This is a genomic window from Streptomyces monomycini, assembly GCF_022271435.1.
GTDB classification, from domain to species: Bacteria; Actinomycetota; Actinomycetes; order Streptomycetales; family Streptomycetaceae; genus Streptomyces; species Streptomyces monomycini.
Genome location: NZ_JAFIQY010000005.1, coordinates 306,470 through 324,862, shown reverse-complemented (window position 1 = coordinate 324,862; position 18,393 = coordinate 306,470). Strand labels below are relative to the sequence as shown.

17 protein-coding genes are annotated in these 18,393 nt (G+C 72.0%); 8 read left to right on the top strand and 9 right to left on the bottom strand.

Annotation, left to right across the window (positions count from 1 at the left end; genetic code table 11):
• Positions 1-106 precede the first annotated feature (106 nt).
• Entirely contained in the window at positions 107-907 is an 801-nt protein-coding gene (locus JXZ78_RS09330; RefSeq protein ID WP_050502191.1) for an MmyB family transcriptional regulator, read from the top strand.
• Here JXZ78_RS09330 and JXZ78_RS09325 read toward each other — a convergent pair.
• From JXZ78_RS09325 to JXZ78_RS09310, 4 genes are all read right to left on the bottom strand, one after another.
• Positions 889-1,821 (bottom strand): MBL fold metallo-hydrolase, encoded by a 933-nt coding sequence (locus JXZ78_RS09325; protein ID WP_050502192.1) that lies wholly within the window; start codon positions 1,819-1,821, stop codon positions 889-891. The two genes, JXZ78_RS09330 and JXZ78_RS09325, sit on opposite strands and share 19 nt — an antisense overlap.
• A 247-nt stretch (positions 1,822-2,068) precedes the next feature.
• Entirely contained in the window at positions 2,069-3,688 is a 1,620-nt protein-coding gene (locus JXZ78_RS09320) for a VWA domain-containing protein (protein ID WP_030018761.1), read from the bottom strand.
• A 13-nt stretch (positions 3,689-3,701) separates the two neighbouring features.
• Entirely contained in the window at positions 3,702-4,901 is a 1,200-nt protein-coding gene (locus tag JXZ78_RS09315) for an AAA family ATPase (RefSeq protein ID WP_030018762.1), read from the bottom strand.
• A gap of 236 nt (positions 4,902-5,137) precedes the next feature.
• Entirely contained in the window at positions 5,138-6,694 is a 1,557-nt protein-coding gene (locus JXZ78_RS09310; protein WP_050502193.1) for an FAD-dependent oxidoreductase, read from the bottom strand.
• Between the two features lie 288 nt (positions 6,695-6,982).
• Here JXZ78_RS09310 and JXZ78_RS09305 point away from each other — a divergent pair, with 288 nt between their 5' ends.
• The 3 genes from JXZ78_RS09305 (at position 6,983) to JXZ78_RS09295 (ending at position 10,529) form a co-directional block, all read left to right on the top strand.
• Positions 6,983-8,062 carry a hypothetical protein gene (locus JXZ78_RS09305; protein ID WP_238782774.1) on the top strand — a complete coding sequence of 360 codons (1,080 nt, stop codon included), beginning with the start codon at positions 6,983-6,985 and terminating at the stop codon, positions 8,060-8,062.
• Positions 8,063-8,331: 269 nt separating this feature from the next.
• The gene (locus tag JXZ78_RS09300) at positions 8,332-9,186 is read left to right on the top strand and encodes a nitrilase-related carbon-nitrogen hydrolase (RefSeq protein ID WP_030020383.1); all 855 of its coding nucleotides are present in this window, start codon (positions 8,332-8,334) and stop codon (positions 9,184-9,186) included.
• A complete protein-coding gene (locus JXZ78_RS09295) occupies positions 9,183-10,529 on the top strand; it encodes an aspartate aminotransferase family protein (RefSeq protein WP_030020384.1) in 1,347 nt (448 codons plus the stop codon). The genes JXZ78_RS09300 and JXZ78_RS09295 overlap by 4 nt, the downstream gene beginning before the upstream one ends.
• Positions 10,530-10,706: 177 nt before the next feature.
• Here JXZ78_RS09295 and JXZ78_RS09290 read toward each other — a convergent pair whose 3' ends face one another.
• The gene (locus JXZ78_RS09290; RefSeq protein ID WP_030020385.1) at positions 10,707-10,910 is read right to left on the bottom strand and encodes a cold-shock protein; all 204 of its coding nucleotides are present in this window, start codon (positions 10,908-10,910) and stop codon (positions 10,707-10,709) included.
• 320 nt (positions 10,911-11,230) lie between these two features.
• A complete protein-coding gene (locus tag JXZ78_RS09285) occupies positions 11,231-12,286 on the bottom strand; it encodes an NAD(P)-dependent alcohol dehydrogenase (RefSeq protein ID WP_030020386.1) in 1,056 nt (351 codons plus the stop codon).
• 228 nt (positions 12,287-12,514) lie between these two features.
• Between JXZ78_RS09285 and JXZ78_RS09280 the strand changes: the two genes are divergently transcribed.
• On the top strand, positions 12,515-13,432 hold the full coding sequence (locus tag JXZ78_RS09280) for a helix-turn-helix domain-containing protein (protein WP_033037929.1): 918 nt from the start codon (positions 12,515-12,517) through the stop codon (positions 13,430-13,432).
• 268 nt (positions 13,433-13,700) lie between these two features.
• On the top strand, positions 13,701-14,282 hold the full coding sequence (locus tag JXZ78_RS09275) for a TerD family protein (protein WP_030020388.1): 582 nt from the start codon (positions 13,701-13,703) through the stop codon (positions 14,280-14,282).
• 66 nt (positions 14,283-14,348) lie between these two features.
• Here JXZ78_RS09275 and JXZ78_RS09270 read toward each other — a convergent pair whose 3' ends face one another.
• Entirely contained in the window at positions 14,349-14,927 is a 579-nt protein-coding gene (locus tag JXZ78_RS09270) for a TerD family protein (RefSeq protein ID WP_030020389.1), read from the bottom strand.
• Between the two features lie 328 nt (positions 14,928-15,255).
• Here JXZ78_RS09270 and hydA point away from each other — a divergent pair, with 328 nt between their 5' ends.
• Both hydA and JXZ78_RS09260 read left to right on the top strand, forming a co-directional pair.
• Positions 15,256-16,647 (top strand): dihydropyrimidinase, encoded by a 1,392-nt coding sequence (hydA, locus tag JXZ78_RS09265; protein WP_030020390.1) that lies wholly within the window; start codon positions 15,256-15,258, stop codon positions 16,645-16,647.
• Positions 16,648-16,668: 21 nt separating this feature from the next.
• Positions 16,669-17,691, top strand: a complete 1,023-nt coding sequence (locus JXZ78_RS09260; RefSeq protein ID WP_030020391.1) for a TIGR03842 family LLM class F420-dependent oxidoreductase — start codon at positions 16,669-16,671, stop codon at positions 17,689-17,691.
• A 101-nt stretch (positions 17,692-17,792) separates the two neighbouring features.
• Here the strand turns inward: JXZ78_RS09260 and JXZ78_RS09255 are convergent, their stop codons facing one another.
• On the bottom strand, positions 17,793-18,083 hold the full coding sequence (locus JXZ78_RS09255) for a barstar family protein (protein WP_033037945.1): 291 nt from the start codon (positions 18,081-18,083) through the stop codon (positions 17,793-17,795).
• Positions 18,084-18,088: 5 nt separating this feature from the next.
• Entirely contained in the window at positions 18,089-18,391 is a 303-nt protein-coding gene (locus JXZ78_RS09250) for a ribonuclease domain-containing protein (RefSeq protein WP_078624286.1), read from the bottom strand.
• Positions 18,392-18,393: the final 2 nt, after the last annotated feature.

The window sequence follows — 18,393 nt, the reverse complement described above, 5'->3', positions numbered from 1 at the left end:
AGGGGTGGGGTGGGGAGGGCTGGGTCCGGTGCGTAGCGGCGCCGGGTTAAAGTCGGCCGTAACTTTTCGTTCCCTTTACCGAATCCCGCGGGGAGTTTGGCAACACATGTCCAATAAGCACCTGCTCGGTGACTTCCTGCGCGCCTGGCGCGGCCACCGGGACCCCACGCAGGTGCCCGGTTTCACCGCCACATTCGGCCACCGGGACCGGCGCGGCGTCACCCAGGCCGAGACGGCGGCGCTCACCGGCGTCACCGAGGGCTGGTACCGCAGGCTGGAGTCGGGGCGCATCGAGCGGCCGAAGGCCGAGTGGCTGGAGCGCATCGTGCGCATCCTCGACCTCGACGAGGCCCAGCGGCACACCCTCTTCGTCTACGCGCGGGGCCAGGTACCGCCGCCCCTGTACCGCCCCGACGGCTCCGTCGACCCGTCCACGTCCGCGCTCATCCAGGTGCAGCCCTGGCCGGCGTACCTGTCCGACGCCTCGTGGGACGTGCTCCTGTACAACGCGGCGTGCGAGCAGGACTGGCCGTGGATGAAGCACGGCGTCAACGTCATGATCTGGGCGCTGACCTACCCCGAGGCCCGCCTCCAGCTGATCGACTGGGAGGAGTCCTGGGCCAAGCCGATGGCGTCCCAGCTCCGGCTGGCCGCCGCCGAGCAGCCGGACAACCGGAGGCTGGCGGAGGTCGTCGCCGAGATCAAGGAGCGCGACAAGGTCGCGGCCCGGCTGCTCACCGACGACCTCACGACCGTCACCCACCCGGACGGCGACCGGCGCTGGCTGTACCTGCCCGGCCACGGGGACGAGGAGTTCGAGGTCACCTTCCGCTGCTTCGCGCCGCTCAGCGACCGTACGCAGCGGTTCATGCTGGTGGTGCCGTGCGACTACCCGGCGGCGAGCTGAGCCATCCCCTCGACCAGCTCGAACGTGGTGGACGGGACGTTCTCCGCGCCCGCCTCCCGGTAGGCCGCGGCGACCGCGGTGAACAGCCGCTCGGGGTGCGCCAGGCCGCCGGCGTACTCCTCCTCGACCAGCCGGGCGGCCTCGGCCAGCTCCGTGCCCTTGCGGGCGTGGGCGGTGGCCGTGTCCATGATCCGGGACAGCCGGTCGCGGAAGGCCGTGACGCCCGCCCGGTCGGTGATCCGGCCGTGGCCGGGCACGAAGGTCGTGGCGCCGGTGGCCAGGAGGGTGTCGCAGGCGGTGACGCAGGACGTGAGCGAGCCCGACCAGACGATCATGTGGCCGCCGTCGAACAGGGCGTCACCGGTGAACACCACCCCGTCCTCGGGGACGTGCAGCGCGACGTCGCCCGCGCTGTGCCCGGGGCCGAGGTCGAGCAGCCGTACCGCCGTGCGGCCGACCGTGAGGTCCAGGCTGCCGGTGAAGGTCCGGGTCGGCGGGGTGACGGTGATGCCGCCGAAGTCGAAGACGCCGAAGTGCTCGACGGCGTACGCGGTGACCGCGGTGGTCGGCTCGCTGCGGCTCAGGGCCGCCAGCATGTCCGGGGTCATCTCCTGGCACAGGTGCGCAGCGGACGCCTCGGACGTGATGATCTCCGCGCCCGCGACCAGCTCGTTGCCCCAGGTGTGGTCGCCGTTCTGGTGGCTGTTGACCACGGTGGACACCGTCGCGTCCGGTACGGCGCCGGCGATCGCGTCCAGCAGCTCCCGGGTGCCCTCCAGCGTGAACTGCGTGTCCATCAGGAGCGCTTCGCCGTCGGACGCCACGAGCCCGCAGTTGCTGTACCCCCAGGCGGTGCTGTCGTGCGTCCACGCCCAGGTGGTCGGGGACAGCGGGACGAGGCGGGGCGTGGTCAAGGAAGGTCCATTCTCTCGTGGGCGGGCGGGCCGCTGCCGCCGTCGGCGCGGCGTACGGACCTGGCAGTGCACCCCGACGGGAGAGGACACCCCGGCTCCGCAAGGGGCCAATGTACTCACCACCTGGGGGGAACACCCACTCAAGATGGCTGATTGCTCGCGTTACGGCTGATAGTGCCGCACTGTGCCGGGCCCGGCCCGGCACCACGGTGATCAGTCTCACCCGGGCGCCGCCCGGGAATCCGCGTCAGATCACCCGGAAAAGATCGGCGGCGGCGTGCACATCGGTGAAGTCCTCGATGGAGCGGAGGTTGTCGCACAGGGCCTCCAGGACCGAACCGGTCCCGGCGGCGTCCGGCGCGCCGATGGCCACACCGAAGACCCGGAAGCCCAGCCGGTGCTTGGCCTCGTTCCAGCCGCGCGTCCATTCCTCGGTGACGTCGCACTCGTCGTCGGTGAGCAGCACGATGTCGCCGCGCTTGCGGGCGGCGGCGTCGAACTCGTCCTCCAGCAGGTCGCGGGCGGCCGACAGGGGCGTCTCGTAACTGGTGCCGCCGCCGAGGAAGGATTCCGCGAACGCGAGCGTCCGGTCGATGCCGGCCGGTTCGCCGGCCGGGAAGCGGAAGACCCGGAGCTTGCCGGCGGCGGAGAACAGGATGCCGACGAAGTCGCGCCCGGCGTGCCGGGCCTGGTCCAGCAGGGCCAGGGCGCACGCCTTGGACCACGCCTCCCGGGTGCCGCCGCCGGGCCCTTCCGTGTACATGGAGTGCGAGGTGTCGACGCACGCGATGATCGCGCCCTGTCCGGCGGTCTGCTCCCCCTGGCTGTCGTAGAGCATCAGCTCCCCGGCGGCGTAGCGCGCGGCGAACACCGCACGCAGCGCGGGCAGGCCGAGGTTGGCCAGCTCGGAGGGGACGACGCGGGAGAGGTCGTCGCCGAGTGTGACGCCGACCAGCTCCCCGGCGGTGTTCTCGACCTTGCGGGCCCGCTCGCCGCTCGCCATCTGCCGGAAGCGGCCGATCAGATCGGCCCACTGGGCGAGGCGGCTGGTGCGCAGCCGCTCGGCGAGCTGGGCGCGCTCGTCGAACGGCAGCCGTTCCAGTTCGCCGGCCCCGACGCCCCAGGCCCGCATCAGCGCGGCTTCCTCCCGTACCGTCTCGGCCGCCTCCGCCACCCCGTCCCGGGCGGCGGCACGGATGCCGGGGGCCGCCGCCGTGCGGGCCTGCGCGGCACTCCGGGCGGCTTGCTGCCCGGAGGCTGCCGCGGCCGCGGCAGCCTCGACCGCCTGCTGTACGGCGTCGGCGGCCGGGCCCGGTACGGTGCTGTCCTCGGCGGCCCCTTCAGCGGCCTGCCGAAGCGCCTCGCCCACGGCGGCCGCCGCGCCGTCGGCGGTCTGCCGGGCCTGCTCCGCCCGCTCGGCCCGCGCCTGGGCGCCCCGGGCGTGCTCCAGCATCCGGCGCAGCGCGGCGGCCTGGGCGAGTACGGCCATGGCGGCGGCGTAGGGGTCGCCGGCCGTCTCCCGGTGCAGCTCGGCGAACTCCGGTGACTCCACCAGCGAGCTGACGACCTGGTGGTTGACCAGCCGGGACGGGGCCATCTCCGCGTGTCCCCGCAGCCGCGGGCCAGCCTTGTAGGCGGCCAGGAACACGTCGGCCAGCAGGTCGGCGGTGCCGTCGTGGTGCCCGCCCAGCTCCTCGGCCAGCTCGCGCAGCCCGGCCGACTGCTCGTAGGTGTCGCGCCAGGTGAACCGGTCGAACCGGTCCGCGACCACGGCCGTGGTGCACTGCCCGGACACCGCGCCGGACCGGCCCAGCCACGTACCGGCCCGGCTCACCAGCTCGTCGAGCCTGCCCGGTGTCCCACCCATCATCCGCAACCCCTCAGAGCCGGTCCTGCACCATGCTCGCGTCCACGCCGAGAGCCTCGGTGAGGACCCGGGCGCGTACGGCGCGCTGGCGGCCGTACGCGCGGTCGATCGCGGCCGTGGAGCGCCCGGCGCCCGCCGCTTCCTCGCGCAGCTTCTCCAGCCGCTGGCCCGCCCTGGCGAGCTTGTTGTGGGCGTTCTTGATGACCCACTCGCTCAGCGCCTCGCGGGACTGCCCGGCCATCGCGTCGAGTTGCGTCTCCAGCTCCTCGATGGCGTCGGCCAGGTCGAGCGCCTCCTTGGCGTCGGGGTTGACCAGGTGCAGCACCTCCCGCTCGACGGTCGGGCGTTCGGCGGGGGAGTCCCACAGCACGTGGGTCAGTACCGACAGGTCGTTCTCGGCGACCGCCTCACGGCCGTCGAGGTACGCGGACGCCTGGAGCAGGCCCACCGCCTGCCGCCAGCGCCGGTCGGAGGCGACGAGTTCCTTGCGGCGCAGGGCGGCCCGCAGCGTGCACACCGCGTCCACGATCGCGTCGGGGACGTCCACGGCCGGGACCGCGACGGTCACGGCCTGCTGCAACGCGGCCAGTTCGACGGTGGTCCGCTTCGGCGCGACGGGGCGGCGGACGGCGGAGCGGACCAGCGCGGCGAAGTTCGTGGGGTCCTCCAGGTACCCGACCTCGATCCGCACCAGCAGCCGGTCGTAGATCGCCGCCGTGTCCTCGCCCGACGGCAGCTCGTTGCTGGCCGTGATGGCCCCGATCAAGGGGCAGCGGATCGGTTCGCCGCCGCTCTCGGGGTGGTAGATCCGCTCGTTGAGGTAGCCCAGCGTCTCGTTCAGCGCCGCCGTGGAGCACTTGAAGATCTCGTCGATGAACGCGACGTGCGCGGTCGTGGCCCGGCCGTCGTACACCTGGCGGTACTCGCCCCGGGCCAGCGCGGCGACGTCGACGGGACCGAACATCCGCGTCGGCGCGGTGAACTTCGACAGCAGGATCTCCCAGTAGGCCGCTCCCTCGATCCGGCCCGTCAGTTCCCTGGCCAGCTCGGACTTCGCCGTGCCGGGCGGCCCGAGCACCAGCGAGTGCTGCCCGGCCAGCAGCGCCACCACCAGCGTCCGCACCACGTCGGCCCGCTCGTAGAAGCGGCCGGACAGCTCGTCGCTGATCGCCCGCAGTCTCCCGGCCGTGGCCGGCGCGCTCTCCGCGCCCATCCTCAACTCCCTGCCTGCGACGCCCTGCCGGGCTGACGAGACGGCCCTTGCCCCGGCGCCACGGCGAAGTGACGCGTAGCTGAGGGGACGGCGGTGACGCCGGGCTGCTCTCGGAAACGGACCTGTGCCCGAGCAAGATAACTCGGCAGGCCGGAGGGATCTTCCGGGGCCCCGGCCGGCGGGTGCGACACCGGCCGGCTCCCGCCCCGGGAGGCCTGACCGGCCCAGCACCCCGCCTACTCCACCTCCCGCGCCTCCAACGCCTCGGTGGCCGGGCCTTGCAGAACCGATCCGTCCGGCGCGAAGCGGGAGCCGTGGCAGGGGCACTCCCACGCCTTCTCCGTCGCGTTGAAGGCGACCAGGCAGCCCAGGTGGGTGCAGCGCGCCGACACGGCGTGGGCGGTCCCGTCCTCGTCGCGGTAGACCGCGCAGCGGCGGCCCCGCACCCGTACGACCGCGCCGGTGCCGGGGGTGATGTCCGCCGCCGAGTCGGCGTGCGCGGAGCGCAGCCGGTCGCCGACGAAATGCAGGCCGGTCTCGGCCTGGTGCTTGAGGAAGGCGGGGGCCTCGCGTACGGCGCTCCACAGGCGGCGCGGGTCGTACAGGCCGGCCCACGGCGGCGGATCCCCCGTGATCAGCCCGGCCAGCAGGCGTCCGGCGGCCACGCCGCCGCTCAGGCCCCAGCCGCCGAACCCGGTGGCGACGTAGGTGTGCCGCGCGCCCGGGTGGAACGGGCCGATCAGCGGAACGGTGTCGGTGGCGTCGTTGTCCTGGGTGGCCCACCGGTACGCCACCTCGGTACCGGGGAAGTGCCGGTGGGTCCAGTCGGTCAGCGCCGCGAACTTCTCGCCGGCGTCGGCCGTGCCCGGCTTGAAGGTCTCGCCCGTGACGATGAGCAGCCGCTGCCCGTCGCCGTACGGCGCGGTCCGCACGGACCGCTTGCCCTCCTCCTGCGTGATGTACATGCCGCCCGGGTCGCGGCCGGCGTCGATCGGGGCGGCCACCACCACCTCCCGCCGCGGCGACAGGCGGGTGAACAGCAGGGCACGGTCGAAGACCGGGTAGTGGGTGGCGACCACGACGTCCCGCGAGGTCACGGTGGCGCCGGTCTCCGTCGTCACCCGGCAGGGCGTCCCCTCGTGCAGGCCGGTGGCGCGGGTGCGCTCGTGGATGACGCCGCCCCGGGAGCGGAAGTCCTCCGCCAGCGCGAGCAGGTACTTGCGCGGATGGAACTGGGCCTGGTCCTCGACCCGCACCGCGCCCGCCACGGGGAACGGCAGCCCGGTTTCGGTGACGAAGGCGGCCGGCAGCCCGGCCGCGCCGGCGGCATCCGCCTCGGCGCGCAGCTGTCCGGTGCTCTCCGGGTCCCGTACGTACGTGAAGGCCGGCCCGCGCTCCAGGTCGCAGTCGATGCCGAGGACCCGGGCGGTCTCGACGACGTGCTCGACCGCGCCCTGCTGGGACTGCGCGTAGTGGCGGGCGCCGTCGGGACCGCGGGTGCGGCGCAGCCGGTCGTAGACCAGGGTGTGGAGCGCGGAGAGCTTGGCGGTCGTGTATCCCGTGACCCCGGCGGCGATCCGGTCCGCCTCCAGCAGGACGACGCTGCGGCCGCTCCTGGCCAGCTCCCAGGCCGTGCTCAGCCCGGCGATCCCGGCGCCGATCACCGTGACGTCGGCCTCGGTGTCCTCGGTGAGCGGCGGGTGGGACGTGCCGGGTGTGGTGGCGATCCAGTACGACTCGCCCAGGCCGGGCGGTCCACCGTGGTCGGTCGTGCGAGAGCCGTTGTCGGTCATGCGACAGCGGGTGCCCCGCCGGGCCCGCCCGAAGCGCGGCCGCGCCCCGGCTCCCCCGGACGGACCTGTGGCCGGCCGCGGCGGCGGACCGCAGCGTATCGGCCAGGTCGGCGGACCGGTCCCACCACCGACAACGGCAGGCCGCCGCACCGTCCGCGCGGGAGGCCCGCGCAAACCGCCCGCGGTCCGCCCCCGATCCAGGCCGAAACCCGGCTGGTGCCGCGTGCGGGGCGGGCGTGGGGTGGGGACGGGCGGACGTACGGGGGCCGGGGGAAGGGAGAGCGGAACGTGGCAGCGGAACGAACGGGCACGCCGGTGGAGGAGTTCGCGCGGTTCCTGCGCGGGCTGACCCGGCTGCTCGACGAGACGGCCGGGTGGTACGGGGTCTTCACGCTCCGCGACCCCGAAGGGTTACGGGCCTGTCTGGACGGGAGGGACGTGCCGCCCTGGGACGTCGTGGAGTCGCTGCTGCACGACCTCGCCGAACGGCGTGGAGCGCACACCGTCCGCACCGCCGGGCCTCGGGCGCGCCGGCTCCACCACGAGGCGGTCGCCGCGTACGACGCCGGGGCGGACGCCGCCGCCCGGCTGGCGGACCGGCTGGACGTGATGCTGCGCGAACGGCAGTACGCGGCGCTCCGCGGCCGGGAACTGCTCGCCGAACTCCACGCGGCGGCCGGCGGCCCCGAGACCGAGCGGCTCACCGGCGAACTGGCCTGGGCGCGCGACGACCACGTACGGTCCGAGGCCCGGGCACGGGAACTCCAGGCCCGTATCGACGCGTTGACCGGACAACAGGCAGTACCCAGCCCGGTCCCTCATCCCCCTCCGACCCCTGCCCCCACCACCCCTCGCACCTCCACCAGCGCCGCCCGGCTCGCCCGGCTGCGGGCGGCCGGGCGCGGCGGGGAGGCGCACGCGCTGTTGTGCGCCGCCGCGCACGCGCACCCCGCCGAGCTGCCCGTGCTCATCGCGGAGCTGGAGCACGCCGGGCTGGTGACCGAAGTGCCGACCCTGCTCTGGGAGGCGGCCTGCCTGCCGCCCGACCGGCTCGCCGCCGCCGCCGACGCGCTCGCCGCCGCCGGACGCACGGCCGAGAGCGCGCGCCTGCTGCGCCAGGGCGTCACCCGGCCCGTCGAGGAGGTGGCGCACACGGCGCTGGCGCTGCTCGGCGCGGGCCGCCCGGCCCAGGCGCGCGAGCTGTTCGCGGCGCTGGTCCGGGCCCGTACGCCCGAGGAGGCGGTGGAGGCGACCGCGAGCGCACCGGGCGAGCTGACCCCGCTGCTCCTGGACGCCGCCGCTGGAGTCTCGCCGAACCGGCACCGCGACATCAGCCACGCCCTGCGCGCCGGCGGCCCGAGAAGCTGACTCCCGCCCGCGGCCGGTCCGGCAAGTGGCTCCGGCCCGGCGGCCGGTCCGGCCCCGCGTTCTGCCCGGCCCCGTGTTCTGCCCGGCCCCGTGTTCTGCCCGGCCCTGTGTTCTGCCCGGCTCCGCGTTCCGCAGTCCCGCGTCCGCCCGGCCCGCGTCCCGCCCGCACGGGGGATGGTCTTGCCTCGCCGCCGCACGAGGCCTACGGTCGCCTCCACACGCGTAGATCCGCATGGCCCGTGGCCGACGGCTCGACGAAGGAGCAGCTCATGGCCGATGTTGTCCGTAACGTCGTACGCGCCGCACTGGTTCAGGCGTCCTGGACCGGCGACACCGATTCGATGATCGCGAAGCACGAGGAACACGCCAGGGCGGCGGCCGCACAGGGCGCGCAGGTGATCGGCTTCCAAGAGGTCTTCAACGCCCCGTACTTCTGCCAGGTGCAGGAGCCGGAGCACTACCGCTGGGCCGAGCCGGTGCCGGACGGCCCCACCACCCGCCGGATGCAGGAGCTGGCCCGCGAGACCGGCATGGTGATCGTGGTGCCGGTCTTCGAGGTCGAGCAGTCCGGCTTCTACTACAACACCGCCGCCGTCATCGACGCCGACGGCACCGTGCTCGGCACCTACCGCAAGCACCACATCCCTCAGGTCAAGGGCTTCTGGGAGAAGTACTACTTCAAGCCGGGAAACCTCGGCTGGCCGGTCTTCGACACCGCCGTGGGCCGGATCGGCGTCTACATCTGCTACGACCGCCACTTCCCCGAGGGCTGGCGCCAGCTGGGCCTGAACGGCGCGCAGCTCGTCTACAACCCCTCCGCCACCTCGCGCGGCCTGTCCGCCTACCTCTGGCAGCTGGAACAGCCCGCCGCCGCGGTGGCCAACGAGTACTTCGTCGCGGCGATCAACAGGGTCGGCGTGGAGGAGTACGGCGACAACGACTTCTACGGGACGAGCTACTTCGTCGACCCGCGCGGGCAGTTCGTCGGCGACGTCGCCAGCGACACCAAGGAGGAACTGGTCGTCCGCGACCTGGACTTCGGTCTGATCGACGAGGTGCGGCAGCAGTGGGCCTTCTACCGGGACCGCCGCCCCGACGCATACGAGGGCCTGGTCCAGCCGTGACAGCGCGGCACACGCCTTCGGACGGCGCCGGGGCCGCCGCGCCGGACGCGGACCTGCGCTCCCGGCACCGCGCCGTCCTGCCGGACTGGCTCACCCTGCTGTACGAGCGGCCCATCGAGCTGACGCACGGCGAGGGCCGCCACGTCTGGGACGCGGACGGCAACCGCTACCTGGACTTCTTCGGCGGCATCCTCACCACCATGACCGCCCACGCGCTGCCCGAGGTGACCAAGGCGGTCGCCGTCCAGGCGGGCCGCATCCTGCACACCTCGACGCTCTACCTGTCCCGTCCCATGGTGGGCCTGGCGGAGCGGATCGCCGCGCTCTCCGGCATCCCCGACGCCCGGGTCTTCTTCACCACCTCCGGTACGGAGGCGAACGACACCGCGCTCCTGCTGGCGACGGCGTACCGGGGCTCGAACCAGATCCTGGCGATGCGCAACAGCTACCACGGCCGGTCCTTCTCGGCCGTCGGCATCACCGGCAACGCCAGCTGGTCACCGACCGGCCTCTCGCCGCTCCAGACGCTGTACGTGCACGGTGGCGTGCGCGGCCGGGGTCCGTACGCCGGGCTGTCCGACGCCGCGTACATCGACGCCTGCGTCGCCGACCTGGAGGACATGCTCGGCCAGACGGCGAACGTCGCCGCGCTGATCGCCGAGCCGGTGCAGGGCGTCGGCGGCTTCACCTCGCCGCCCGACGGGCTCTACGCGGCCTTCCGCGAGGTGCTGGACCGGCATGGCATCCTGTGGATCTCCGACGAGGTGCAGACCGGCTGGGGCCGCACCGGCGACCACTTCTGGGGCTGGCAGGCCCACGACGGCAACGGCCCGCCCGACCTGCTGACCTTCGCCAAGGGCATCGGCAACGGCATGTCCGTCGGTGGTGTCGTCGCCCGCGCGGAGGTGATGAACTGCCTCGGCGCGAACTCCATCTCCACGTTCGGCGGCAGCCCGGTCACCATGGCGGCGGCCCTGGCCAACCTCGGCCATCTCCTCGAACACGACCTCCAGGGCAACGCCCGGCGCGTCGGCGGGCTGCTCATCGAGCGGCTGCGGGCGGCCGGCGCCGGGCTCGGGACCGTACGGGAGGTGCGCGGGCGCGGTCTGATGATCGGTGTCGAACTGGTGGCGCCGGACACCGGGGAACCGTCGCCGCAGGCGGCGAACCTCGTCGTGGAGGCCGCCAGGGAGCGCGGCCTGCTCATCGGCAAGGGTGGCCTGTCGGGCGCCGTGCTGCGGATCGCGCCCCCGCTGTCCCTGACCGCCGAGGAGGCGGCGGAAGGCGCCGCGATCCTGACGGACTCCTTGCGGGCGGCCGAACACGGACTGTCGTCCGCCTGAAGTGAACCGGCCGGTTCGGACCGGTTCCGGCCGGTTCCGACCTGGGAAATTCCCTAGCCGTGCAAAAAAAGACGCGAGCCGGAAACTTCACCTCTCGGGTGAAGCTCCGGCTCGCGCCTACGCAGTCCTACGGTCGCGGCGGCGGTCCGCTGGGACCGGCCGGCCTGCGCGCCGTCGTCAGGCGAGAACGATGTTCTCGGCCTGCGGGCCCTTCTGGCCCTGCGTGACGTCGAAGGAGACCTTCTGGCCCTCGACGAGCTCACGGAAGCCCTGAGCCTGGATGTTCGAGTAGTGGGCGAAGACGTCGGCGCCGCCGCCGTCCTGCTCGATGAAGCCGAAGCCCTTTTCGGAGTTGAACCACTTCACGGTGCCGGTTGCCATGTCTGTATCCTTCGATCGAGGCAGTTGAGGAATCCGCACTGCGCGGTTTCCAGGGTCGCCGCAATTGAGCCCATCCGGATGAGACCGGCAGAAAACAAATGCGCCTGACGGTCACATACCGTCAGGCGCACATAACGTTTATGGGTACCAAAACTGCAACTGATTCGAAGGTAGCACGGAACCTGTCGCCGGGACAGTACCCACGGTGATCTCCGAGTGTCGTCCGGGCCACGCCGACGGCGACCCCGGGGTGCCGCCGCGACGGCACCCCGGGCCGCGGGGCCGGGCCCCGCGGCCGTCAGGCCGACGGATCGGCGCTGTCAGATCGTCGCGGTGTCGATCACGAAGCGGTAGCGGACGTCGCTGGCGAGCACCCGCTCGTACGCCTCGTTGATCCGGTCCGCGGCGATCACCTCGATCTCCGAGGTGATGCCGTGCTCGCCGCAGAAGTCCAGCATCTCCTGGGTCTCCTGGAGGCCGCCGATCAGCGAGCCGGCGAAGGACCGGCGGTTGCCGATCAGGGCGAACGGCGCGACGGGCAGCGGGTGCTCCGGCACGCCGAGCTGGACGAGGGTGCCGTCGGTGCGCAGCAGGCCCAGGTAGGCGTTGAGGTCGAGCTCCGCGGAGACGGTGTTGACGATCAGGTCGAAGCTGTTCGCCAGCTTCTCGAAGGTCTCCGGGTCGGACGTGGCGTAGTAGTGGTCGGCGCCGAGCCGCAGGCCGTCCTCCTGCTTGCGCAGCGACTGGCTCAGTACGGTGACCTCGGCACCCATCGCGTGCGCGATCTTGACGCCCATGTGGCCGAGGCCGCCGAGGCCCACCACGGCGACCTTCTTGCCGGGGCCGGCCTTCCAGTGCGCCAGCGGCGAGTACAGGGTGATGCCGGCGCACAGCAGCGGCGCGGCGGCGTCCAGCGGCAGGCTGTCCGGAATGCTCAGCGCGTAGTTCTCGTCGATGACGAGGTGGGTGGAGTAGCCGCCCTGGGTGGCCACCCCGTCCCGGCCGACGGCGTTGTACGTGCCGACCTGGCCCAGCTCGCCGGTGCAGTACTGCTGGAGGCCGGCCAGGCAGTTCTCGCACGTCCGGCAGGAGTCGACGAAGCAGCCGACGCCGACCCGGTCGCCGACCGCGTAGCGGGTCACCTCGGAGCCGACCTCGCTGACCACGCCCGCGATCTCGTGGCCGGGGACGATCGGGAAGTGCCCGCCGTCGCCCCACTCCGCCCGCACGGTGTGGATGTCGGAGTGGCAGATGCCCGCGAACTTGATGTCGATGACGATGTCGTGCGCGCCCGTCTCCCGGCGCTCGATGGTGGTGCGCTCCAGCGGAGCCTTCGGGGCGGGAGCTGCGTATGCGGGAACAGAGGTGCGGTTCATGTTCTCCAGGGTGGACTTGTGTGCCCGGAGCAACCAGTGCCCTGCTGAGCCTACGCTCGGCGTTCCTACTACTGCGAAAACCACCCTGGCGGTACGGCGGCCGTCGCCCCGGCGATGCGGTGGCCGGCGGCACGGAACGTACGGTGGCCGGTGCTCCTGACCGTACGGCGCCCGGGGCCCGGCTGCCGCCGGTGCCGCGTTCCGGGCGGCGCCCGTCATAATTCAGGGATGGACCAGCGCACCGAACTGAGCGAATTCCTCCGCTCCCGCCGCGCCAGGCTCCAGCCGGAGGACGTCGGTCTGGCCCACCATGGCGGGCGCCGCAGGGTGCCCGGCCTGCGACGGGAGGAGCTGGCACAGCTGGCCGGGGTCAGTGTGGCGTACTACATACGGCTTGAACAGGGACGGGGGCAGAACGTCTCCACGGCGGTGCTGGACGCGATAGCGGACGTGCTGCGGCTGACCCGGGCCGAGCGCTCCCACCTGACCCACCTGGCCAGGCCGGCCTCCCGGCGCCTGCGCCCCGCTCTCTCGCCGCAGCGGATCCGTCCCGCCTTCCAGGACCTGATCGACGCGATGGAGGGCGTCCCCGCGTACGTGGTCGGGCGGCGGCTGGACATCCTCGGCTGGAACCGGCTCGGCCGCGCACTCCTCGGTGACTTCGCCGCGATGCCGGCCGAGGAGCGCAACATGGCCTGGCAGCTCTTCCTCGCCCCGGCGGCGCGCGAGCTGTACGCCGACTGGGCGGAGAAGGCGGCGCATGTCGTCGCCCACCTGCGGCGTGACGTCGGCCGGTTCCCGGAGGACCCGAAGCTGTGCGCGCTGATCGACGAGCTGTCCGCGCGCAGTGCGGACTTCCGGCGGATCTGGGCGGCCCACGACGTCCAGGACAAGGGCTTCGGCACGAAGCGGCTGACGCACCCGGTGGTGGGGCCGCTGTCCCTCGCGTACGAGACGCTCGCCCTGCCGGCCGACCCGGACCAGCAGCTGGTCACCTACCACGCCGAACCCGGGTCGCCGTCGGCGCGGGCGCTGCGCCGGCTGGCGGAAGGGGCGGCGGAGCCGGACGCGCGCCTCGCGGAGCGGCCGGGCGCCCACGCGGAGCAGCCCGCCGTCCGCGCGGAGCGGGTGGCCCCGGTGCCGTGAAAGCGGCGACGCGCCCTGTTGTGCGGGCGCCCGGCTGGGTACCGTACGACTGGGCCCCGCTGTGAGCATTCCGGCGGGGCCCGCCAAGCGCACAGCGCCCGGCGTCCGCCGTCCGTACCGCCCGTCGGGCACTTGTGCCCACCCGCTCCACTGTGCGTTTCTTTACTTCTCCATTACCTCTACAGTGCTGTAGATTTTTGATCCCCGGCCGGTGGCGACGGCCGCCGCCTGCCCAAGGCACGCCATCCCGACGCAGGAGTGACAGCACATGACCGTGAACCTGGACAAGGGTCAGAAGATCAGTCTGAGCAAGTCCGGCGGAGGCGAGCTCAGCGTCGTACGGATGGGACTCGGCTGGCAGGCCGCCGCCCGCAAGGGCTTCCTCGCCAAGCTGATGGCCCGCGAGATCGACCTGGACGCCTCGGCCGTCCTCTTCGCCGGGCAGGAGCCCGTCGACGTCGTCTTCTTCCAGCACCTGATCAGCGACGACGGCTCGGTGCGCCACACCGGTGACAACCTGGTGGGCGGCGCGGGCCAGGGCGGCGACGACGAGGCGATCCTCGTCGACCTCCAGCGGGTGCCCGCCCGCGTCGACCAGATCGTCTTCACGGTGAACTCCTTCACCGGGCAGACCTTCGCCGAGGTGCAGAACGCGTTCTGCCGCCTGGTGGACGAGACCAACGGCCAGGAGATGGCCCGCTACACCCTGACCGGCGGCGGCCCGTACACCGCGCAGATCATGGCGAAGGTGCGCCGGGCCGGCGGCGGCTGGGAGATGGCCGCCATCGGTGAGCCCGCCAACGGCCGCACCTTCCAGGACCTGATGCCGGCCATCGCCTCGCACCTGTAAGCACGGCTGAAGGGCGCGCCCCTCCCGGGCGCGCCCTTTCGCGTACGGGCCCTTTCGCGTACGGGGTCAGCCGACGTTGACGCCGTAGTCGGTGGCGATACCGGCCAGACCCGACGCGTAGCCCTGGCCGATGGCCCGGAACTTCCATTCGCCGCCGCGCCGGTAGAGGGCGCCGAAGACCATCGCCGTCTCGCCGGCGGCGTCGTACGACAGCTCGTAGCGGCACATCTCGCGGCCCGTCAGGTTGTCCACGACGCGGATGTACGCGTCCTCGACCTGGCCGAAGCTCTGGCCGCGCCGCTCGGCGTCGTGGATGGAGACGGTGAAGACGACCTGTCCGGTCTCCTCGCCGAGCCGGTCCAGGTCGATGAGGATCTGCTCGTCGTCGCCGTCGCCCGCGCCGGTGAGGTTGTCGCCGGTGTGCCGGACCGCGCCGTCCGGACTGGTCAGGTTGTTGTAGAAGACGAAGTGCGCGTCGGACAGGACGCGTTGGTCGGTGCCGCAGACGACCGCCGAGGCGTCGAGGTCGAAGTCGGCGCCGGCGGTGGGCCGGGCGTCCCAGCCCAGGCCGACGGTGACGTCCGCGAGGGGAGTGCCGTCCTGGTTGAGGACGACGTTCTGGCCCTTGCTGAGGCTGACGCCCATGGTGCTGTGTCTCCTGTTGCGTGTGCGTACGGTCCGGTGTGTCGTGCTGTCCCCCATCGGGCAACGCGGCGGCCGAGGGCAAGGTTCCCGAGTTGCGCAATCAGTGAAGTAACCCGGCCCGTTCGCCGGCCGGCTCCCCTGAACTGCGGTCATGGTGTTGCCACGGTGGGTGACATGCTTCTACGGTCGGCTGCACGGCCGCGCTCTACGGGTGTAGACCGGTCATGACGCGGCGTCACCTGGGGCGGGCCGCCCGGACGGCAACCCGGGCCGTCTCCCTTCCGGCGCCGCCGAGCACCACTGGTGTGTGGAAGGGAGAACCGGAAGCATGACCCGTACAGTCGTCCGCGGCGGCCTGGTCGTCACCGCCGCCGAAGAAGTGCACGCCGATGTGCTGGTCGAGAACGGCCGCGTCGAAGCACTGGCCACACCGGACAGTCAGCAGTGGACAGCCGACCGCGTCATCGACGCCACCGGGAAGTACGTCGTCCCCGGCGGCGTCGATGCCCACACCCACATGGAATTCCCGTTCGGCGGAACGGCTTCCTCCGACACCTTCGAGACCGGCACGAAGGCGGCGGCGTGGGGCGGCACCACCACGATCATCGATTTCGCGGTGCAGTCGAAGGGCGCCGCGCTGCGGGAGGGGCTGGACGCCTGGCACGCGAAGGCCGACGGAAGATGCGCGATCGACTACGCCTTCCACATGATCGTGTCGGATGTGAACGAGTCCACGCTCAAGGAGATGGACGGGCTCGTGGGCGAAGGCGTGACCTCGTTCAAACTGTTCATGGCGTATCCGGGCGTCTTCTACTCCGACGACGGACAGATCCTGCGCGCCATGCAGCGGGCCGGTGACAACGGCGGCCTGATCATGATGCACGCCGAGAACGGCATCGCGATCGACGTGCTCGTGCAGCAGGCGCTGGAGCGCGGCCAGGCCGACCCGCGATACCACGGCGAGGTCAGAAAGGCGCTCCTGGAAGCGGAGGCGACCCATCGCGCGATCAAGCTGGCCCAGGTCGCCGGAGCGCCGCTGTACGTCGTCCACGTGTCGGCGCGGGAAGCGGTCGCCGAACTGACGCGTGCGCGGTCCGAGGGCCTGCCGGTCTTCGGCGAGACGTGTCCGCAGTACCTGTTCCTGTCGACGGACAACCTCGCCGAACCCGGCTTCGAAGGCGCGAAGTACGTGTGCAGCACCCCGCTGAGGCCGAAGGAGCACCAGGCGGCACTCTGGCACGGCCTGCGCGCGAACGACCTCCAGGTGGTGTCCACGGACCACTGCCCGTTCTGCTTCACCGGACAGAAGGAGCTGGGCCGCGGGGACTTCTCCAAGATCCCGAACGGGATGCCGGGCGTCGAGAACCGGATGGACCTGCTGCACCAGGCCGTCGTCGACGGGCACCTCACCCGGCGGCGCTGGATCGAGATCGCCTGCGCGACCCCGGCCAGGATGTTCGGCCTCTACCCGAAGAAGGGCACCATCGCGCCGGGCAGCGACGCCGACCTCGTCATTTACGACCCGCACGCCGAGCAGACCGTCTCGGCGGCCACCCACCACATGAACGTCGACTACTCGGCCTACGAGGGCAGGCGCCTGACCGGGCGGGTCGAGACGGTCCTGTCGCGCGGCGAACCCGTCATCACCGCGCGCGAGTTCACCGGCCGGGACGGGCACGGCGCCTACACCCCGCGCGGCACCTGCCAGTACCTGAACTGAACAGCGGAAGGGGTTATCACCATGGACTTCGGACTCGTTCTGCAAACCGATCCGCCGGCCTCCCAGGTCGTCAGCCTCATGCGGCGCGCGGAGGCAGCGGGCTTCACCCACGGCTGGACCTTCGACTCGTGTGTGCTGTGGCAGGAGCCGTTCGTCATCTACAGCCGCATTCTGGAACACACCGAACGCCTGACCGTCGGCCCGATGGTCACCAACCCTTCGACCCGCACCCCGGAGGTCACCGCCTCCACCTTCGCCACCCTCAACGACATGTACGGCAACCGCACCGTCTGCGGCATCGGACGCGGCGACTCGGCGATGCGGGTGGCCGGCCGCGCCCCCAACACGCTGGCGCGCATCAGCGAGACGATGAAGATCGTCCGCGCTCTCGGACGCGGCGACGAAGCCGACCTCGGCGGCGGCATGGTCGTGAAGTTCCCCTGGGTGCGCGAAGGGGCGCGGCTTCCTGTCTGGATGGCCGCGTACGGCCCCAAGGCGCTCAAGATGACCGGCGAGGAGGCCGACGGTTTCATCCTCCAGCTCGCCGACCCGTACCTCACGGAGTGGATGGTGAAGGCGGTACGCGCGGCCGCCTCGGCGGCAGGCCGTGACCCGTCCGACGTCAAGATCTGCGTCGCGGCCCCCGCCTACGTCACGGAGGACGACTCGCCCGAGGCGCTCGCCCACGCCAGGGAACAGTGCCGGTGGTTCGGCGGCATGGTCGGCAACCACGTGGCCGACCTGGTGTCCAAGTACGGCACGGACTCGGGCGCGGTGCCGCAGGAACTGACCGACTACATCAAGTCCCGCGAAGGCTACGACTACGCCCACCACGGCCGTTCGGGCAACCCGGACACCGCCTTCGTCCCCGACGAGATCGTCGACCGCTTCTGCCTCATCGGCACGGCGGACGCGCAGGTCGAGAAGTTGCGCAGGCTGCGGGAACTGGGCGTCGATCAGTTCGCGCTGTACGCGATGCACGACGCGAAGGAGAAGGTGATCGACGCGTACGCCAGGGACGTCATCCCGAAGGTCAACGCCTGAACGGAGCGTCGGCGCGCCGGTGCGGCGAAGGGCCCGGGACACACCGGCGGGTGTGTCCCGGGCCCTTGTCCTGCGAGCGGATCAGCGCGAGCAGCGGCTCACTACGCGAACGTCACCGAGAAACGTTCCGTCCCCCCGTCGGCGAGATCCTGTTCCTGGACGCGGAGCAGCAGATCCCGGACCTTCGCGAACTCCGTCTCACCCATGGCGGCTCTGCTGAGCTCCGAGTCCGACCAGACCAGCTCGACCGGACGCTCGACATCGGTCGTGAGCCGGTCCCAGAGGGCAGCGAGATTCCCGCCGTAGTAAGGGCCAAAATCCAGGGCCCGGGACAAGGCGGAATGCAGATCGGCCGTGGTGCGGATCGTCGCGCCGTCGATCTCAGCTCGCATGTGCATCACTTCCATTTGGGCAGCGGGTAGAAAGTCTTGTAGTGGTCGCTGGTCACGAACGCGAGCCCGTCGCTCGAGTAGAGCAGTCGGGTTCCCGGCTGCTTCGGCCGGGTGATCATGTTGTCCAGGCCGACGTCGGCTTCGTGCCACACCCGCCCCGGAGCGGAGGGGAGCAAGTTGTCGCTGTTCTCGAACACGTCCCCACCGAGCTGTCCGCCCGGAACCTTGTTGCCCAGCGCCTTGCCCTCGGAGGTGCCCGCGGCGCCCCCGGCCCGGCGTATGCCTCTTCCGCCGGGTGACGTGATCACCG

Bases quoted from the DNA above. Each gene is read 5' to 3' on its own strand.
- JXZ78_RS09330 (WP_050502191.1), top strand. From the start codon at position 107: ATGTCCAATAAGCACCTGCTCGGTGACTTCCTGCGCGCCTGGCGCGGC.
- JXZ78_RS09320 (WP_030018761.1), bottom strand. From the start codon at position 3,688: ATGGGTGGGACACCGGGCAGGCTCGACGAGCTGGTGAGCCGGGCCGGT.
- JXZ78_RS09315 (WP_030018762.1), bottom strand. From the start codon at position 4,901: ATGGGCGCGGAGAGCGCGCCGGCCACGGCCGGGAGACTGCGGGCGATC.
- JXZ78_RS09310 (WP_050502193.1), bottom strand. From the start codon at position 6,694: ATGACCGACAACGGCTCTCGCACGACCGACCACGGTGGACCGCCCGGC.
- JXZ78_RS09300 (WP_030020383.1), top strand. From the start codon at position 8,332: ATGGCCGATGTTGTCCGTAACGTCGTACGCGCCGCACTGGTTCAGGCG.
- JXZ78_RS09290 (WP_030020385.1), bottom strand. From the start codon at position 10,910: ATGGCAACCGGCACCGTGAAGTGGTTCAACTCCGAAAAGGGCTTCGGC.
- JXZ78_RS09285 (WP_030020386.1), bottom strand. From the start codon at position 12,286: ATGAACCGCACCTCTGTTCCCGCATACGCAGCTCCCGCCCCGAAGGCT.
- JXZ78_RS09280 (WP_033037929.1), top strand. From the start codon at position 12,515: ATGGACCAGCGCACCGAACTGAGCGAATTCCTCCGCTCCCGCCGCGCC.
- JXZ78_RS09275 (WP_030020388.1), top strand. From the start codon at position 13,701: ATGACCGTGAACCTGGACAAGGGTCAGAAGATCAGTCTGAGCAAGTCC.
- JXZ78_RS09270 (WP_030020389.1), bottom strand. From the start codon at position 14,927: ATGGGCGTCAGCCTCAGCAAGGGCCAGAACGTCGTCCTCAACCAGGAC.
- hydA (WP_030020390.1), top strand. From the start codon at position 15,256: ATGACCCGTACAGTCGTCCGCGGCGGCCTGGTCGTCACCGCCGCCGAA.
- JXZ78_RS09260 (WP_030020391.1), top strand. From the start codon at position 16,669: ATGGACTTCGGACTCGTTCTGCAAACCGATCCGCCGGCCTCCCAGGTC.
- JXZ78_RS09255 (WP_033037945.1), bottom strand. From the start codon at position 18,083: ATGCGAGCTGAGATCGACGGCGCGACGATCCGCACCACGGCCGATCTG.